Origin of the sequence: Halodurantibacterium flavum, assembly GCF_042681825.1 — a bacterium.
Lineage (GTDB): Bacteria > Pseudomonadota > Alphaproteobacteria > Rhodobacterales > Rhodobacteraceae > Halodurantibacterium > Halodurantibacterium flavum.
This window is the reverse complement of the sequence record NZ_JBHUGH010000011.1, coordinates 131,427-148,923: the sequence shown is the minus strand read 5'-3', so window position 1 is coordinate 148,923 and position 17,497 is coordinate 131,427. Positions and strand designations below refer to the sequence as shown.

At 62.6% G+C, this 17,497-nt stretch carries 18 protein-coding genes; 6 read left to right on the top strand and 12 right to left on the bottom strand.

Going from position 1 to position 17,497, the window contains the following annotated elements:
• Positions 1 to 94 precede the first annotated feature (94 nt).
• From ACFSGJ_RS14920 to ACFSGJ_RS14865, 12 genes are all read right to left on the bottom strand, one after another.
• Positions 95 to 511, bottom strand: a complete 417-nt coding sequence (locus ACFSGJ_RS14920) for a hypothetical protein (protein ID WP_183318953.1) — start codon at positions 509 to 511, stop codon at positions 95 to 97.
• A 70-nt stretch (positions 512 to 581) separates the two neighbouring features.
• A complete protein-coding gene (locus ACFSGJ_RS14915; protein ID WP_183318955.1) occupies positions 582 to 776 on the bottom strand; it encodes a hypothetical protein in 195 nt (64 codons plus the stop codon).
• A 10-nt stretch (positions 777 to 786) separates the two neighbouring features.
• Positions 787 to 1,137, bottom strand: coding sequence for a hypothetical protein (locus tag ACFSGJ_RS14910; RefSeq protein WP_183318957.1), 351 nt, complete (start codon positions 1,135 to 1,137; stop codon positions 787 to 789).
• Positions 1,138 to 1,201: 64 nt separating this feature from the next.
• On the bottom strand, positions 1,202 to 1,759 hold the full coding sequence (locus tag ACFSGJ_RS14905; RefSeq protein WP_183318959.1) for a hypothetical protein: 558 nt from the start codon (positions 1,757 to 1,759) through the stop codon (positions 1,202 to 1,204).
• A 305-nt stretch (positions 1,760 to 2,064) separates the two neighbouring features.
• Positions 2,065 to 2,229 (bottom strand): hypothetical protein, encoded by a 165-nt coding sequence (locus ACFSGJ_RS14900; RefSeq protein ID WP_183318961.1) that lies wholly within the window; start codon positions 2,227 to 2,229, stop codon positions 2,065 to 2,067.
• A gap of 426 nt (positions 2,230 to 2,655) precedes the next feature.
• The gene (locus ACFSGJ_RS14895; protein ID WP_183318963.1) at positions 2,656 to 2,952 is read right to left on the bottom strand and encodes a hypothetical protein; all 297 of its coding nucleotides are present in this window, start codon (positions 2,950 to 2,952) and stop codon (positions 2,656 to 2,658) included.
• A complete protein-coding gene (locus ACFSGJ_RS14890) occupies positions 2,949 to 3,218 on the bottom strand; it encodes a DUF6117 family protein (RefSeq protein ID WP_390263443.1) in 270 nt (89 codons plus the stop codon). The genes ACFSGJ_RS14895 and ACFSGJ_RS14890 overlap by 4 nt, the downstream gene beginning before the upstream one ends.
• Before the next feature lie 72 nt (positions 3,219 to 3,290).
• Positions 3,291 to 3,767, bottom strand: a complete 477-nt coding sequence (locus ACFSGJ_RS14885; protein ID WP_183318967.1) for a hypothetical protein — start codon at positions 3,765 to 3,767, stop codon at positions 3,291 to 3,293.
• A 102-nt stretch (positions 3,768 to 3,869) separates the two neighbouring features.
• Positions 3,870 to 6,014, bottom strand: coding sequence for a ParB/RepB/Spo0J family partition protein (locus ACFSGJ_RS14880; RefSeq protein WP_342640479.1), 2,145 nt, complete (start codon positions 6,012 to 6,014; stop codon positions 3,870 to 3,872).
• A gap of 172 nt (positions 6,015 to 6,186) precedes the next feature.
• Entirely contained in the window at positions 6,187 to 6,675 is a 489-nt protein-coding gene (gene radC, locus ACFSGJ_RS14875; RefSeq protein WP_183318971.1) for a RadC family protein, read from the bottom strand.
• 119 nt (positions 6,676 to 6,794) lie between these two features.
• Entirely contained in the window at positions 6,795 to 7,196 is a 402-nt protein-coding gene (locus ACFSGJ_RS14870; RefSeq protein WP_183318974.1) for a DUF2958 domain-containing protein, read from the bottom strand.
• On the bottom strand, positions 7,193 to 8,152 hold the full coding sequence (locus ACFSGJ_RS14865; protein ID WP_183318976.1) for an ArdC family protein: 960 nt from the start codon (positions 8,150 to 8,152) through the stop codon (positions 7,193 to 7,195). Before ACFSGJ_RS14865 ends, ACFSGJ_RS14870 begins: the two co-directional genes overlap by 4 nt.
• 434 nt (positions 8,153 to 8,586) lie before the next feature.
• Between ACFSGJ_RS14865 and ACFSGJ_RS14860 the strand changes: the two genes are divergently transcribed.
• From ACFSGJ_RS14860 to ACFSGJ_RS14835, 6 genes are all read left to right on the top strand, one after another.
• A complete protein-coding gene (locus tag ACFSGJ_RS14860) occupies positions 8,587 to 9,414 on the top strand; it encodes a type IV toxin-antitoxin system AbiEi family antitoxin domain-containing protein (protein WP_183318978.1) in 828 nt (275 codons plus the stop codon).
• Positions 9,411 to 10,274, top strand: coding sequence for a nucleotidyl transferase AbiEii/AbiGii toxin family protein (locus ACFSGJ_RS14855; RefSeq protein WP_183318980.1), 864 nt, complete (start codon positions 9,411 to 9,413; stop codon positions 10,272 to 10,274). Before ACFSGJ_RS14860 ends, ACFSGJ_RS14855 begins: the two co-directional genes overlap by 4 nt.
• Positions 10,275 to 10,394: 120 nt before the next feature.
• On the top strand, positions 10,395 to 11,564 hold the full coding sequence (locus ACFSGJ_RS14850) for a DNA cytosine methyltransferase (RefSeq protein ID WP_210289717.1): 1,170 nt from the start codon (positions 10,395 to 10,397) through the stop codon (positions 11,562 to 11,564).
• A 40-nt stretch (positions 11,565 to 11,604) separates the two neighbouring features.
• On the top strand, positions 11,605 to 12,687 hold the full coding sequence (locus ACFSGJ_RS14845; protein WP_183318982.1) for a sigma-70 family RNA polymerase sigma factor: 1,083 nt from the start codon (positions 11,605 to 11,607) through the stop codon (positions 12,685 to 12,687).
• A 2-nt stretch (positions 12,688 to 12,689) separates the two neighbouring features.
• Positions 12,690 to 15,788 (top strand): helicase-related protein, encoded by a 3,099-nt coding sequence (locus ACFSGJ_RS14840; protein ID WP_390263434.1) that lies wholly within the window; start codon positions 12,690 to 12,692, stop codon positions 15,786 to 15,788.
• Between the two features lie 713 nt (positions 15,789 to 16,501).
• Positions 16,502 to 17,491, top strand: a complete 990-nt coding sequence (locus ACFSGJ_RS14835) for a hypothetical protein (protein ID WP_183318986.1) — start codon at positions 16,502 to 16,504, stop codon at positions 17,489 to 17,491.
• Positions 17,492 to 17,497 lie beyond the last annotated feature (6 nt).

Here is a 17,497-nt window from a genome sequence, read left to right as displayed (position 1 = left end):
TGCGCATTGGAGGGGAAAAGACGCGAGCACCTTTCAACATGCTGGTCGCGCACGCTCTTGCACTGTCCTTCAAGGCGGTCCTGTTTCGATTACCTCAGGCATCGGGATCGCCTCCGTCCAGAACCTCGGCGAGCCAACCGTCGGTATAGGTCCAGGCGACCGTCTCACCGGTTGCAAGGTCGAGCACATGCGCGCCGCCACCAAAGGCGTTGATGCAGGGTTTCGAGCAGGTGTTGGCGTACTGAAAGCCCCAGCGGCCTGTCAGCCTGAACTCCTTGGCGCAAAGCTTGACGAACTGGATCAGGCGTTCGGGATCGCCGGTGACGTCATCACGCATCCAGAGCTGTGTGCCGCCATATTCGGGCTGGATCGACACGAGGAAGCTTTCGGATGGCGGATCTTCTGAGGCGCCTTCCTCCTGCATGCGATTGTAGAGCTCGAGCGCGCGCGCTGCGTTTTTGGGCGTGCGGACGTTGAGCAGGCAGGAGAAGTGCGTGAAATAGTCGGCCATGACAGGCTCCTGAAACGAGAAAGCCCGGCGCGAGGCCGGGGCGGGGATCGGGAATTGCGGTGCGGGTGGGTCAGAGGCGACAATGCACCACCAGCTGCTGGGCATCGGCATGGTCGCGAAGCATCTTGCGATAGAAGCGCTTGCGCGCATCCCGCACGGCCGGATCGCGCTGGGCCGATTGAGCCAGCTTTCGGCGTGCCGCGCGGATCACCGTGCGATCGCTGTCCCACACGAGGACATCGAGGCGCAGATAAGTGGCATACATCGGGCGCCTCCTAGATGTTGGTGCGTTCGCACAGGGCGTCGATCTGGGTGAGATCGAGGCCGGCGTGAGCACCGTCATTGGTGAGGATGCTTCTCAGCTGCGGGTCGATGTGTTCGCCGGCGAGTGCGAGTTGAAGGAGGCGAAGGCCCGCCAGCAGGGCATCGCGCTCCTGAGAGGTGACGCTGATGAACAGAAACGCCTCGACGGTCTCGCCATCTTCGAGCGGACGAACGCCGTTATGCTCGTCGATTTCGTAGTCATCGAATTCCTGCACGTAGCGGGTGGCTAGCCATTCGCCCTCGACGATGGTTTCGTAGTAGACAAAGGCGTCATGGCCTTTGCTGACGACAAATTTCGGCATGGGAGACTCCGTAGGTGAATGCCCGGCAGGAGGCCGGGATGAATGGTGATCGTGGGAGGGGAAATCACGCGGCCTGCGGGAGCCGCAGCAGCTCGCAGGCAGTCTCGCGCCAGCGGGGATCGACCAGCCTCGCTTCGAGTAGGGTAGCCTGGAAGCGGAAATCGCGGGCCGCTGGGTGATCTCCGTGGCCGGCGGCGGCGAAGGCCCTGCCGCGCAGGTGGCTGGCTTCGACGACAACGAGTGTAGCTTCGGCCTTGCTGGCGACAGGCTGCTGCCAGAGGATTATGCCGGCGCGGATTTCGCCGGCGATGACGAGGCCAAACCCGCTGTCTTGAATAACGATCAGCCGTGGCCTGAAGCGTAGCGTATTGTCCGGTGTGACCCGGATGTCACCGTGCGAGACCCGCATTGCGGCAACGGCCATGGCATCCTGCGGCGATGAGGCTTCACCGATCGGGATGCTGCGGTCGACGCAATCTGCTTCGGTGGCGCCGTCATAGCTGACCGTGCCGAGGCAGGCGACACGCAAGGGGCGCTTCTGCGTGTGCTCAAGTCTGGGAAGCACCCGTTCGGCAAGAATTTTTCCGATTGGGGCGAAGGTGGTTTGATGTGCAAGGGCCATCGGCTGACGCTCCGTGACGGGCGCCGGGAGCCTCTCTCTCCGGCAACCAACCCGTCATGGCCCTCGCAACCGTCCTCTCGCTCTTTAATCCGGCGTGAGAGTCGGTTTCTTCGATCGGAGCCATTTGATCGTTCCGACGCCATTTGGGCGTGACGCCGGGCGCGTTCGCCCGGGCATCGATGGCAACGTGAGCGCATGTCGCGGCAGCAAATCCGGCTGATTGGGATCGCACCCCGCGCCGGCGCGGCTGTGCCCAAGGCCCGGGCGCAGGTTGCTTTGGGCCGTTGATGTGAGGCGCATGCGCCTCACTGCCAGGGATCGATCTCAAATTCGACCATGTCCTCATCGCCGTCGAATTCGCCGGCGGGGCAAACGCCGTGGGTTCCGTCCCCGGCCTGGAACACGACGATCGAGACCATCAGGGTTTCGGCGAGGCTGGCGGCGAAAGCGGTGGCATCTGCATAGGACATTGTTCCGGCTCCTGTCTTTGGAGGCGGGGGACCATCCCCCGCGCGACAGGCGCCCGAAGTGTCTGACCGGATCTGCAATCACCCTCGCGCGTTCGGCTCGTCCGAATCCGCGAGGGCGGCACGCTCGCGTAAGCCGACCCCTCCGGGGTTGATTGACGAAGAGACGGTTCGGACCAAGGTTCGCGAATGGAAGCGGGGGTGGTGCTTTGCATCTGACTGGAAGCCGGCACCCGTCGCAGGTGCCAGCGCCTTCGCTGCCAGCCTCCCCCAGGCCGGTCTTATCAGATCGGTGTTGCAGGCCGCGGAAGCCGTCCCGCGCCCGGACAAACGATGGCGGCCCATGCAAACTGGAACGCGACCTCTGGCAGGATTAACGGCTGTACTCAGCACGATAGGGCCTGACATAGCCAAACGGGCCGAAACGGATCAGCCCCAAAGCCGGTCCGCGATCTCTCGGGCGACCATAACGCGAGCCTTCAGAAGCAGATCGCCGCCGCAGGTATCGATATGGCCGTAGAACCGCGCCCGGCCGCCGTTCGCACTCCAGTCGGCATAGTGGCAGTATTCACGGGCATCGAGCCGAAAAGCCCGCATGTCGCCGGCCCAATGCGGCTTCGGCTCCACAACGACGGTGACGCCACCACGGGTTTCCGCCCACGGAAGCGAGCGCTCCGGGGGAGGATTGCGGCGGTCCTCGGCGAATATCTCCTCCACCGTCATCATGCTGCGCCCTCGCCTTCGCTGTTCGGCAGAAAGCCGGTTGGATCGTCAGGGTCGGGCGGCAGGTAGGCGTCATAGGGATCGCCGTCTGCAAGATGGCCGAACGGCGTCATGACGTAATCGCCGTCGTCCGCGCGCCCCACGGCGCACAGGACATAGCGCGGCTCGCGGGTGACGGCATCCAGGCACTTCATGAGTGCGAGATTGCCGTCGCCCGCCGCGCGCAGCAGGGTGTTGAAGTTGGTGCGGGCGTAATCGGGAATGGCCATGGGTTTCTCCTGAAAACGAAAATGGCCCGCGGTCGTTCGACGGCGGGCCAGGTAGACGGGATTGAGCGACGGTCAGGCGGCAGCGCGGCCCTCGACGACATCGGCACCGACCTCATCGGCCGTGACGTCCTCAAGCCGGGCACGGCTGTATCCGGTCTTCGCCAGCCAGAGTTCGGCAGCTTCACGACTCTCCGCCAGATGCAGCAGTTCGACGTTGTCGCCGACATCCTGCACGACGCGGACCTGACCGACCCTCGGGCGCTCGACGACCCGGAAGGTCAGGTCGCTGTCGATGCCATAGGTGCGCATGACCGTAACGAGGATGATGCCGCCCTGACCGAAATTGCCTTCATGCAGGGTGAAGCATGGCGGGGTTGTGTAGGTCGGGCGCTCGCGCGCGGGCTCCTTGCGCACGAGACGGCCGACACCGTTGCGACGTTCCCAGGCTGCCAGCTTCTTCGTGAAGCGGGCGGGTGGCTTGGGCTCTCCGTCGGCATAGGCAATCAGCGAGCCGAGCGGAGCTATGTCGAGGACAAGGGAAGCGGACATTGTTGGTCTCCTGAAACGAAACCAGCCCAGCGGAATGCCGGGCCTAGCGAGTGGAAAGTGAGGAAAAAGACGGGGCGACCGGAGCCGCCCCGCAGATGCGTGTCACTCAGCGGCGACGAGAACCGCCGGCTCGTCGGTGCCGTCAGTCGCATCGTGCTCGTCGTCGCCAGCGAGGAAGTCTGGCAATGCCTCACCGTCGTCGTGCTCGGCCGAAAGCTCCGCTGGCTCTTCCGCGACCAGGCGCAGCGGCTCGGGAAGCCAGCCGGTATCGGCCAGCAGGCGTTCGGCCTCCCTGGCCATGTCGCCCTTCTTGAGATGGTCGATCAGCTCGGCCGCGCGCTCGCCCGCCCCCTCGCGCACGGCTTCGAGGATGCGAGGCTTGGTGACGCGGCCGAGATAGTTCTCGACCGTCGGCCTCCAGCCTGCTTCCACCATGTCGAGTTCGACAGCGCGTGCGAGACGATCGGCCTCGGCAAGACGCTGCTGGATGCCGTGCACGGTGACGGTGCCGCCGCCGTAGCGATCGGCCTTCTCGTAAAGGGCGTTGACCCCGAAAGCCGCGCAATGCGCAAAGAGCGCCGCCTGCTCGGTGCCTTCGAGAGAGATCAGCCAATCCCAGAGGGAGGCCTCGTCGGTCGGCATGCGCGCCTCCCATGCCTTGTGGCGCTCCTCGATGGCCTGCGCCGCCGGGGTGTCCTTCAGGCCCGGCGCTTGCAGGGAGAAGCCGGTGTTGCGCACCGAGACTTCCATGGCCGGGCTGTAGGAGGTGTAGCGGGAGAAGACGTCCCGGCAGAACTTGTGCAGCACGGCCAGGAACGCGACGGACGGGTTGTTCGCCAGCCTGTCGCGCAGCGCAAGTGTCCGCTCGGCCGTCAGCTCCGTCACCAGGCGTTCCGGCAGCGGCTTGATGACGTCGCCTTCGTCGTCATCCGTGTCCGTCGGCTGGCTGCCGATGGTGATTGCGGCGCGCCGAGCCGAAGGATCGACATCGGCGTCAACGCGGTCGATGTCGGCCTCGTCACCGGTCCCGGAGTCGTCGCCCTCGACGGCGGCTTCGGGCTCGTCCTCGGGACGGACATAGCCGCGATCGACGACGAGTTGGCCGTCCCGGTCGATACTGAGGAAAACGCCGGCGCGGGCGATCTCGTCCGGATCGAAGCTGACGGGGCGGTTCTCGAAGGCGTCGAGGGCGGCCTCGATCTCGGCGAGACGCTGATCCACCTCTTCGGGCAGATCGTCGGCCTCCGCATATTCCGATTCGAGATCGTCATACTCATTGCGGAGAGCCTCGCGGGCCGCCCGTTCGTCTTCGGTGAGGTCCTGCGCCGTGCCGGTCAGCTTGCGCAGGCCGCTGGCATGGCCGTAGGGGAGTTCGACCGAAGCGTCGATCCACTTCCAGCCCTGGTCGGCAATCTCGTCGGCCATCACCTTCAGCTTCTCGTCAACCAGGCGGTCGAGCAGGGAGACGTCCTGCAGCCAGCCGTCATTGTCGTGGGAGAAGAGATCGCGCAGAATCGCGCCGCCCGCCGCCTCATAGGCTTCGAGGCCGATGAAGCGGGCGCGCTTGTCGGACGCCGGGACGGTGGTTTCGGTCAGCATGCGCCGGATCTGCCACGGCTCCTTCTGCCAGGAATTGCGGATGCTCTCCCAGACCTGTTCCTGACGGGCATGGTCGGGATTGACGGTGAAGGCCATCAGCATCTCCAGCGTCATGCCGTCCTCGGCATAGACGTCGAGCAGCACGGGAGAGACGGTGGCGAGGCGAAGCCGCTGCCTGACGACCTGAACCGTGGTAAAGAAGGCGGCCGCGATCTCCTCTTCGGTCATGCCCTTGTTGCGCATGTCGAGGAAGGCGCGGAACTGGTCGAGGGGATGCAGAGCCACGCGCTGGGTGTTTTCGGCCAGGCTGTCGTCCTCGGCGAGGATCTGCGTCGAGGGATCGCGAACGACGCAGGGCACCGGCGCGGTCTTCGCGAGACGCTTCTGCTTCACGAGGATCGCCAGGGCCTGATAGCGGCGGCCGCCGGCCGGCACTTCGTACATGCCGGTCTCGTTGCCGTCGGCATCGAGCACGGGGCGGACATTGAGGCTCTGGAGGAGCGTGCCGCGGCGGGCGATGTCCTCAGCCAGTTCCTCGACTGAAACGCCGGCCTTGACGCGCCGGACATTCGACTGGCTGAGAACGAGCTTGTTGAAGGGAATGTCGCGCGAGGGCGACAGGGTGAGTTTCTGAGCGGCAGTAGCCATCAGGGTAGTCTCCGCGACGGGCGCCGAGAGCCTCTCTCTCCGCTTCCGACCCGTCGCGAAAACACCTTCCCTCCTCTGACTCTGCGGGCAGCGCGGTCGGCTTCCTGTGACTGGAAGCCACCGGGAAACCGCGTGCGGAGAAGCCGAGCCCGTCAGGCTGTCCGACAAGCAATCAGATTTCGCCTCGGGCGCGCAGACTGACCTCCCGGCCGATACCGACGATGATGTGGTCATGCAGCGTTACGCCCAGAACCTTGCAGCCCTTCTGGATTTCCTTCGTCATAGCGAGGTCGGCGGCCGAGGGTTCGGGATCGCCGGCCGGATGATTGTGCACGATGATCAGCGCGGTCGCGTTGAGCGCCAGGCTCCGCCGCAGCACTTCCCGGGGATAGACCGGGACATGATCGACCGTGCCGATGGCGAGGCATTCGTCCGAGATGAGCCGGTTCTTTCGGTCGAGATAGAGGACATGGAAGCGCTCTACCTCTCCACGGATGGTGATGGCACAATAGTCAAGAACCGCCTGCCAGGAGGACAGGACCGGGTTCTGGTTGAGGTGGCGCAGCAGGATCTGGCGGGCCTCGTAGACGACGGCCTGCTCCTGGGCCGAGAACCGGAGAGGCTGCGGCTCGATGGTGAGTTTTCTGTGATGTCGCGTCATGTTCGGATTCCCCGACGGGCAGCCGGCCGGGTGCCGGGACTTTCACCGCGTCACGGCGAGACGCGCCGCCCTCTGCCTCGGAGAGAGCGGCGCAGGATCGCAAGCCGGAGAGCCGGAAATCAGGCTTTCCGGGTTTCCGTATCAGGGGGAGTGAGGTTGGACGCGGCGCCGCGGGCGCGGGCGTAAAGAATGCGCTCGGCCGCACGTATGCTGCCAGCCTCTCTTGCCGCGTCAGCCCAGACCGAGATCGGGAAATCCCCGGTAAAGAGCAGGTCCCGCTCGATCCCCATGCCGAAGGGCAACCGGATGGACTCCATTTCCTCCAGCGAGAAGCTGCCAAGCTCCGGATAGCCGATATCGGCGAGGCCGAACATGATGTCGCCGTCCGGATCCAGCTCGGTCGCGAGCCAGACGCCTTCGCCGAACGGATTGTAGAATTTCACGACCGGCACATGGTCGACGTCGCGCTGACGGCCATTGGCGAGCAGGCGAACGCGCAGTTCGGGTGTCAGGAGGATCATGCCGCTGCCCTCCTGTCGATGATCTCGGCATCGACGGCGGGGCTGTCAGCATCCGGAAGGAAGGACAGGATCCAGTCCGCCGCTTTGCTGGCCTGCGAGGCGGCACGGACGATGGCGCGGGAATCCTCGCGCATGACGTCGAGCCAGGAGCCGATGTAATCTGCATGGCGCACGGTCGGGACGATGCCGAGCGAAGCGCAGCAGAAAGCCGAAATCTGTTCAGCGATCATTTCTTCGAAGGCGTATTTCTTCGAGCCGACGGATCCGGAAAGATCGCGGTTGAGCCGGCTGTGATGACCGCTGGCGTGACCGATTTCGTGCAGTGCGGTCCGATGCCAGTTGATCGGCTCGTAGTAGGCTTGCGGCGGCGGCACGACCACATAGTCGTGGGCGGGAACGTAGAACGCCTTGTCGCCGCCGATGCGGAAGTCGATGCCGGTCGCCTTGATGAGCGCCTCGACCTTCGGCTCGATCAGGCCGGGTGGCGGCGGGATGGTGACGGCGATATCGTCGGGCAGCCCCTCGCATTGCGCCGTGTTGAACACGGTGAACCGTTTGAGGAACGGAACGGCCTGCGCCTCTTCTCCAGTCTCGGTGGCGCGCTTCTTCTCGTCCTCGGGAACGAAGCGGTCGGCATAGACGACGGTGGTGCCGCGCTCGCCCTTGCGCACATTGCCGCCAAGGGAAAGGGCCTGCCGGAAAGTGAGCCAGCCCTGGCCGGGGAAGCCGTGCTGGACGACGGCGCCCCAGAGGAGAAGGATGTTGATGCCGCTGTAGCTTCGGCCCGTGCTGGCATTCTTCGGCAGGCCGAGCGGGGCTTTCGCCGCAGACGTGCCCCAGGGCTGCACCCAGGGCACGCGGCCGGCTTCCAGCTCGGCGATGATCTTGTTGGTGATTTCATCGTACAGGTTCGTCCGGTCCGGGCCGGCGCGTGGGGTGCGGTCATATCTGGACATCGCGGTTCTCCGCGACGGGCGCCGAGAGCCTCTCTCTCGACCTCAACCCGTCACGGCAAACCCCCGTCCGCACTCTGACTCTCGCCGGGCCGGAGGCCCGCAAGGGCGCAGAACCGTGAAGGCGCAAAGCCGCCTTCCCGACATCCACCGACCGCAGCAGCACCACGACGCGTCAGGGATCGACGCCCGCAGGGTGAAGACCGCGCAAGCGGGGCTTCAGCGCCAGCCGAGAGCCCGGCCCGAAGGGCGACGCCATGCCTGATTCGGTCAGCCAAGCATTGGGGACAAGGCGAGAGTTCTCAAGGCAACCGAGGCCAGTTCACCCTGGATAAATCATGTCAAAATATCCGCTGATAGTGCGGATTTTTTGAGGTGAATCGCGGCTCTGTTACAATCCGTGTTGAAATATCCGCGCTAAAAGCGGATAAGAGAGCATGGTTCACGATCAGCGATCCGCCCTGTCGAGCTATGTCAGCGGCCTGCTCTCCGCGGGCCGGACGGTTTTCACCGCCGAGGAAGCCGAGGCGGCGCTCGGCGTCGGGCGCGGCGCGTTCCTGGATGCCGCCGAGCGCTTGCAGCGTCGCAAGGCCCTGCTGAACCCGCGGCAAGGGTTTTATGTCGTCGTCCCGCCGCAGTTTGCATCCTGGGGAGCGCCACCGCCGGCCTGGTACATCGACGCGCTCATGCGTTATGAGCGTCAGGCCTACTATGTCGGGCTTCTCAAGGCCGCAGAATTGCATGGCGCGACGCACCAGGCGGTCATGGAGTTCCAGGTCGTTTCGGCCAAGCGCCTTCCGAAGATCCGTGCCGGCCGCAACCTGATCGTCTTCTATTTCCGCAAGGACATGGAAGCGGTGACCGCAGGGATTGAGGGCCGCAAGACCGATACCGGTACAATGAATATCTCGTCAGCAGCTCTGACGGCTCTCGATCTGCTGCGCTATCCGAAGGCGTCCGGCGGCATCGACAATGTCGCCACGGTGCTCTCCGACCTCGCGGAGAAGATCGATCCCCAGCAACTCGCCACCCTGTCGGCAACCTTTGAGCGGCCGGTCGTGCAACGCCTCGGACATCTTCTGGATCGCCTCGGCCGCGAGGCCCTGACGACGCCGATGCTGGAGGCGCTGCAGGAACGAGGGGCTGTTCCCTGGGCCGAACTCGACCGGCAGGAGGCACGGGATCCGGACTTCGCGCCCGAACCACAGGAACGCGATTCCCGCTGGCGTGTGATCGTGCGGCGCGTGCCGGAGCTCGACGAATGATCCCGGCCCAGAACATCGTCGCCTGGGGCAATGTCGTTCCGTGGGCGGATCAGCGCCAGGTCGAGCAGGACCTCATCATCAGCCGCGCCCTCGTCGACATCTTCTCCGACGACATGCTGCGCGACGCATTGCGGTTCCGAGGCGGAACGGCGCTTAACAAGCTGCATTTTCCGGCGCCGCTGCGCTATTCGGAGGACATCGATCTGGTCCGCACCTCCGGCGGTCCGATCGGTCCGATCCTCGACCGACTGCGCGCACTTCTGGAGCCATGGCTCGGGCAGGCGCGGTTCGACCAGAGCCCCGTCGCGCCGAAGTTTCGCTTCCGGGTCGAGGCCGAGGACGGCAGCGGCGTGCCGATCCGTCTGAAGATCGAGATCAACACCCGCGAGATCGAGGTGTTCGATGCGCCGGCGGCGTTATCGCTCGAGGTCACCAATCCCTGGTTCTCCGGCGAGGCCGCCATTCCGACATTCTCCCGCGAGGAGATGCTGGCGACCAAGCTGCGGGCGTTGCTGCAGCGGGACAAGGGACGCGATCTTTACGACATTGCCCATGCTCTCGAAGTCTTCGAGGATCTCGCCATCGATCGCATCGTCGAGATGTTCGGTCGCTATCTCGCCCTTGCCGGCCAGGCGATCTCCCGCGCCGAGGCCCAGCAACGCATGTTCGCCAAGCTGGCGAACCCGCGCTTTCTGCTCGACATGCGGCCTCTGCTACCGGCGGCTCAGGTGGAGACGCTGACCGAAGCATCGACGGCGGAATCGTTTCGGCTCGTGTTCACGGCACTGGTCGATCGGCTCCCCGGTGAGCCGTGGGCGAAGACCCCCGCCATGAAGGAAAGGTTTGGAATCTTATGGTAGCCAGAAGTGTTGCCCGAACGGTGCCGCGAGAAGGACCAACGGGCGGGATAAGGGTGGATCAATACTGTCAAGTCGCTCGCGGGAATTGAGTTTCAAGCAAGAATCTATCAAGAATTTGCCATGTCAGGTACTTTGAACTCTGTATCGGTCAAAAAATCGGCACCCGAACGAGAAGTCGCCCGGGGCAACGCCAATTCTGTGCAGGACCACTCGATCTTTCCCGTGACCGGGAGCGACGACGTGATGGCGGTCGATCTTTTTTGCGGGGCCGGTGGGCTGACATATGGTCTGCAGCGTGCCGGGATCACCGTGGTCGAAGGCGTCGATATAGATGGTGCGTGCCGGTACGCTTACGAGGTCAACAACGGCTCCCGGTTCGTCCATAAGAGCGCCTTAGATTACACCGCCGCCGATGCTGCCACCGCTCTCGATGGGGCGAAGGTTCGAGTGCTAGCCGGCTGTGCACCCTGCCAGCCGTTCTCCACCTACACGCAAGGGCCGAGAGGAAATCATCGAGACAAATGGGCGCTATTGGATCGTTTCGGTGAACTCGCACGGTCGGTGCTGCCAGACATCGTATCGATGGAAAACGTAACGCCTCTGGCAGTTACCGACCGGTTCAAGTCTTTCGTTGACGAGCTCGAGGAGGCGGGCTTTCGTGTCAAACATTGGATCGTGGACTGTCGCGAGTATGGCGCACCGCAGCAACGTCGCCGTCTTGTGTTACTTGCATCGCGGCACGGTGAAATCGACATTCTGCCACCCACCCACAAACACCCAGAACAGTGGACCGCGGTGCGCGACGTGATCGGAGACATGCCCCCGCTCGGTGCCGGTGAAACCGATACAGGGGATCCGCTTCATCGTACGAGCCGGCTGTCTCCGACGAACATGAAGCGGATGCTTGCCTCGAAACCCGGCGGAACTTGGCGAGACTGGCCAGATGAGCTTCGCGCACCGTGTCACGTTCGGGAAAGCGGGAAAACGTACCCGGCCGTCTATGGGCGAATGGAGTGGGGCAAACCGGCTCCCACAATGACGGGGCAGTGCTTCGGATTCGGAAACGGCAGATTCGGTCATCCGGAGCAACATCGTGCCATCAGTCTCCGCGAAGCGGCGATTCTTCAAACCTTCCCCCGGACATATGAATTCATTGAGCCAGGCTCGGCGGTTTCCATGAAATCCGTCGGCCGAATGATCGGTAACGCCGTACCACCATTGCTGGGGGAAGTGATCGGGAAGTCGATCGTGCGGCACATTCGCGAAAAGAACATTGTCGGAAACAGCTGACGATAAGCGTGACCGCCTGGTAGGTCGCACACTCGAGGACTTGGGCGATGACGCCTATCGTCAGGACGGCGAACTCAAGCGCAGCGAAATCGACGCCACCTATCTTCGACGCGGCATCACGCCCGACGAAGCGATAGCAATCGAAAGGGCGTTGACGGCCGACAGCATAAGGATAGTCGAAGATTCGGCAGTCAGTGAGGTAACCTTCGAGGGAATTCCGTCACCGCGTGCGGGGACGGCGCTAGAGCAGCTACTGGGTCTCGCACGGAAGTATCCTTTGCTCAATGAAGCTGAGGAGCGAGAGCTCGGGTATGCCATCCAAGACGGTTTGCGGTTGCCGGATGCGGATCGGTTTTCGCCTATCGGGCAGCGTGTCCTCGCGCGGGCCGAGCAGGCGAAGGCGAAGCTCGTGACCTCCAACATTCGCTTGGTCGCCAAGATGGCCTACGACCGAAGGTTCCGATATCGAATGGATCCAGAGGATCTCGTTCAGTTCGGCTTGATGGGACTGATGAGGGCATGTGACAAGTTCGACCCGGACTGGGGCACCAGGTTCTCGACATACGCTGTATGGTGGATAAGGCAGGCGATCTCGCGCGGCATCGACGATGTGGGTTCGACGATACGCCTCCCCGTCCATATGCGCGGACAGATATCGAAATACCGACGCACGAGGCGATCCCTGGGGCTATCCACGGGCTACAGCGCTGCAGACATCCCGAAGATTGCGGAATCGCTCGGCTGGGATGAAGCCTTCACAGCGAGGATTGCGCAGCTCTCCGAGCAAAAGGTGATCTCGTACGACGTGCCTATCGACGACGAGTCCTCCACGCCGCTGCGCGAATTTATCAACGACGAAGCTCCGACTCCGGAAGAGGTTGCGATCGCCAGCGACCTCGCGGAGGTTCTCGGAGAGCTGGTAGACGGCATTGGAAACGAGCGGCTCATCGATATCGTCCGCCGGCGATTCGGAATTGACGGACCCGCCGAGACGCTCGAGCAGATTGGTCAACAGTATGGTGTGACGCGGGAACGCATACGACAGCTCGAAAGCAAGGCGCTCAGGATCTTGCGCGGACGCGCTCGCAAGATCGGCCTGCACAAGACCTTCGAAGGAGATTGAAATTGCCGCACACGGCGATCACCGACCGCTACCAGGCCGCCGAACGTTTTGTCGACTGGCTGGCCGATTTCGTCGTAGCGGATGCTACGGGAGCAAAAAAGTCGGCGCTGGAAGTGGATCCGTGTGGATTGTTCTGGCTCGGGCGCCTCGCCCCCGAAGAGGAAATCGCCGAATCCAAGCTTGGGGAACGGGCAGAGAGACTGGAGCCATGCGCCGTCGGCATGCGGCTGGGCCCCGACGCAGAATTTGGAGACATGGTGTCGTTCGACCTCCGTGCTTCGTTCGCGGTCTGGCGGAAGGAGGGCGATAGGTGGATCAAGTCCGATCCGATCGACTGCACTGAAAGCGTCAGTATCCTTCTCAATCATGGGTCTACAAATCGATTTACGACATCCATCCAACGCGAGCTCGATAGCCGCTTTCCGGACTCCGGCCTCGCCGCCGCCATTGAAATCGAGGTGGATACAAGTCGGGATGGTTTGCCGGGATTGACCGTCACCCTCGTCAATTGCTCGAAGCCAAATCAGGAACAGAAGAACGCTTTCGCCAGAGGGCGGCTGTTTCAGTGCGAACTTGAGGTTTCCGGTCTGCCGACCCGGGAGTTCATTCTCGAAGCGCTACCCGACAGCTTTCGCTATGATCGGCATGTCCCCGCGTGGGGCATCAACTGCGGGGTTTCCGTCGAGGGATCGGTTTTCACCACCGTCGATCTTCCGCGCCACGACAAGCCACGCCCTCAATTCTGGAACGCTCCTGGCCAGTCGGAAGATTTCTTTTCCTTCGAAAGGCTTGCAGACGATCCGGTCGCGCCTGGTCGCGAACTCGTCGAAGCGCTCCGGGCTTGGGGAGACGACGCATGGGACATGGAGCGTATACGATCGAGACATGCCGACTGGTCGGAGGAGATGGAACGCGAAGCGAGGCGGGAGAGGCAGGGTTTTCTCGAAGAAGTCGAGCGAATAGCTGCCGGTGTCGCGCGCCTCGAGGAAGACCAGGATCTTTGCCGCGCATTTCGTCTGATGAACGCATCTATGCTCATCTCCGCACGAGACGGCAAGGGTGGCTTCAAATACACATCGTGGCGGCCGTTTCAGATCGGTTTTCTTTACGCGAACCTGGACGCTTGCCGAAACGAGGGTGCCGACATCGTCGATATCGTCTGGTTCACGACCGGAGGCGGCAAGACGGAGACCTATCTCGGTCTCATCCTGACAGCCGCTTTCCTGGATCGCTTTCGTGGCAAGACCACGGGGGTGACGGCGTGGTCGAGATTCCCACTCCGATTGCTTTCGCTCCAACAGACGCAGCGTTTCGCCAATGCCCTGGCCGCGGCAGAGATGGTCCGCCGCAAGGAGGCAATCGAGGGGGACCCGTTTGGCCTCGGTTTTCTCGTTGGCAGTGGAGCCACCCCCAACGAGATCAAACGCGAGAGAAATCGCGATCGGCGCGGCCAATGGGACTACGAGGACGATTCGATGCCAGATCGTCTTCGCATGCTCAAGGTGTGCCCGTTCTGCCGCACAGACAGCATAGAGATGCGTTTCAATCGGCGATATTGGCGGCTGGAGCACCGCTGCACGAACTCCGACTGCGAGTGGGATATTGCGCAGCCACTTCCGATCTGGGTCGTCGATTTCGAAGTATGGCGTTATCTCCCGACGGTGATCGTCGGCACGCTCGACAAGGCGGCGGGCATCGCACTACAGGCCAACATGCGTGGGATCATCGGCCCACCTATGGGATACTGTTCCGAGCCCGAGCATGGCCACACTTATGCGACCCGATGGAGTCGTCCGAATGGATGCCTAGTGCCGGATTGCAAAGGGTCACCTAAAGGCCTCCCGATGGACCCGTCTCTCTATGGGGTGTCGTTCAGACTGCAGGACGAGTTGCATCTTCTGCGTGACAGCCTCGGAGCTGTCGACGCGCATTACGAGGCGCTCTATGACCACTTGCAGCGACACCTTTCGGGAACGCGGCCCAAAATACTGGCTTCGTCCGCCACGCTGAGCGGTTACGAAAGACAGAGCGAAGTCCTATACGGCAAAAAAGCACGTGTGTTTCCGTATCCAGAGCCCCAGATAGGAGAAGGCTTCTGGTCCCGGGAGACGGACAAGCGAATGCGCTCCTACCTTGCTGTTTCGCCACGCGGGCAGACCGTCGAGTTCGCAGTCGACCGCATGATGATCTCGCTGCAGTCAGCAATCCGCGAATGGCTGCGAGATCCGCGCGGCGTCGCAGAGAAGATCGGTGTCGATCCGTCGCTCGCCGACTTCCTAGTCGACATATACGGCACGAACGTCGTGTACGGGAACACGCTGCGCGACCTCGACGCTGTTGTCCGTTCGTCTGAGACACAGTGGGAGGCTATCCCTAAGCCGGCGCCCAACGTAACCTCGATGACCGGGCGGACCCTTTTCTCGGACGTATCGGAAGTCCTCGAAAAGCTCGAACGCCCTGACGCCGAGTTCGCCAACCGACTTCACGTGGTCGCGGCATCCTCGATGATGTCGCATGGCGTGGACATCGACCGACTAAACGTGATGGTGATGCTTGGGTTACCGCTCACTACGGCCGAGTTCATCCAGGCGACGGCACGTGTGGGGCGCAGGTGGCCTGCCCTCGCCTTTGTCGTGCACCGAATTGCCAGGGAGCGCGACGCCAGCGTCTTCAAAGCGTTCCCGCAGTACGTGGCTCAGGGTGATCGTTTCGTCGAACCTATACCGATCACCGGGCATAGCAGACGGGTGCTGGAGCGAACTTTGCCGGGTCTGGCCTTCGCGCGGATCCTGCTGCTTCACGAGCCCCGGGCGGGCCGCAGCATAGCGAAGGCGAAAGTCTTGCGCGATTATCTGGATGCACACCCTGACTTCTGCGAGAACGAGAGTGCCACGATCGCCGGGATGCTCGGCTACACCGATGAAATGACGGCCGATCTCTCCCAAGACGTGCGATGGTGGTACGAACGTCTCGCTGCGAATCTCGGCGATCCAGCGCACGCCAACGAATGGTCGAATTCCATGGGGCCGAAAGGTGGCCCCATGCTGTCTCTTCGCGACGTTGAGGAGCAAGTCGAGATTCGCGGAGAGGACCCGAGATGAAGGAAACCAGAAGCGCATCGCAAATCCTTTACGGTCATCTCCCGCAGCAGACTGTCGATGTCAGAGGCGGCGTTTGGAAAGTCAAAAGTTGGAAGTACAAGCCTGTTCACGAGGTCGATGCAGAGGCATTGTCAGCAGAATTGATCCGGCTTGCCGCCCCTTGGGAAGCGAGCGGTCGCGATGGGCGACTCGTGGCCAGCTTGAGAGCGGGTGCGAATGTACAGGTGCGATCGCTCGATCGGGAACTCGGAGCTTGGTTGGAGCCGTTCCCGAAGACCTGGCGGTGCAAGAACTGCTCACGACTGTTGGATAGCCCCCGGGCACGTTGCAAATGCGGTGCGATCGGGCCGCACGGGCAACTCCCTTTCGTATTGTTTCACGACGCTTGCGGGGACATACGGGAGCCCAGCTATCCGCGTTGTCCGGCTCATGACGATGTGAGGATGCGCTTGCCCGGGACGACCAGTCTGCGAGAAATCGAGCTCTCGTGCCCTGAATGCAATCGAACTTTGCGATCGAACTTCCTCTATACCAACTGCACTTGTGGCCAATCGGGCCGGAATGGCGAGAGGATGGAATTCACGGTTCACCGCAGCGCTTCCGTCTATGTCCCGAGGAGCGTCGTGATCGTGAATCCCCCGTCACGCACTCAGAGGCGGCGACTACACGCCGCGGGGGGTGGGCCGGCCGCACTGGCGTGGGTAGCGGAAGGAATGGCATCGCCTTGGGTCGATGGAGTTGCTGGCGCGAAGTCTGCGGCGCTTCGAAGAACTCTGGCAGAGCAAGGATTGACTCCGGAACAGATCGACGCCGCGCTTGCGGCCGCTGGGGTGGCAGACGACAAGCCGCGGGAGCTCCGTATCTCGCCCGAGGTTAACGATGCCGCAGAGTATGACGCTTCCGCGATCGCCCTTGCGATGTCAGAGACGAGGAAGACCATCGGAGATCTGAAGAGGACCGCCACGGGGAAGAGGCAGGCGCTTTATGACGGCCAGTACGACCATGCCTTGAAACGCGCGGGAGTGCAGAGAATCGATCTGGTGGAGCGCTTTCCGATCCTGAACGGTCAATTCGGTTACACGCGGGGCGATCACGAGCCGGGAGCGTCACGACTTCGGGCGTTCACCGAACGAGACGGTACAGTCGTGGTTTATGGGGACCTCGCCACCACGGAAGCGCTTATTACTCGGCTGGATCCGGTCCGGGTCTCGTATTGGCTACGGGAACGAGGACACGGAATCGAGGTGAAGGACAACATACGAGATGCCTACGAGGGAATCCTCGGCGCGGTGGGAAATGATCCTGAAAACTCGGCGGTCCTGTCCGACATCACGACCCTCGTTCACAGCTTTTCGCACCGAATGGTCCGACAGACCTCCTACTATGCAGGTATCGATAGGGAATCCATTTCCGAGCTCCTATTCCCCTTGGCTTTGGCTGTCGTGACATACGCCGTTCCTAGGGGCGACTTCGTCCTCGGGGGCTTACAGGCCATGTTCGAGCACGATCTGCACACGGTCTTGGATCGCGTGGTGTTGGACGAATCGCGATGTGCATTGGATCCAGGTTGTTGGGAATCGAGGCACGGGGCAGCCTGTGCCGTATGCCTTCATCTGGGCGAACCGTCGTGTCGGCTATTCAATACGCGACTCGATCGGAAGGTGCTGTTCGATACGGATGGCTACTTTCGAATGCGCAGCTGACGAGCG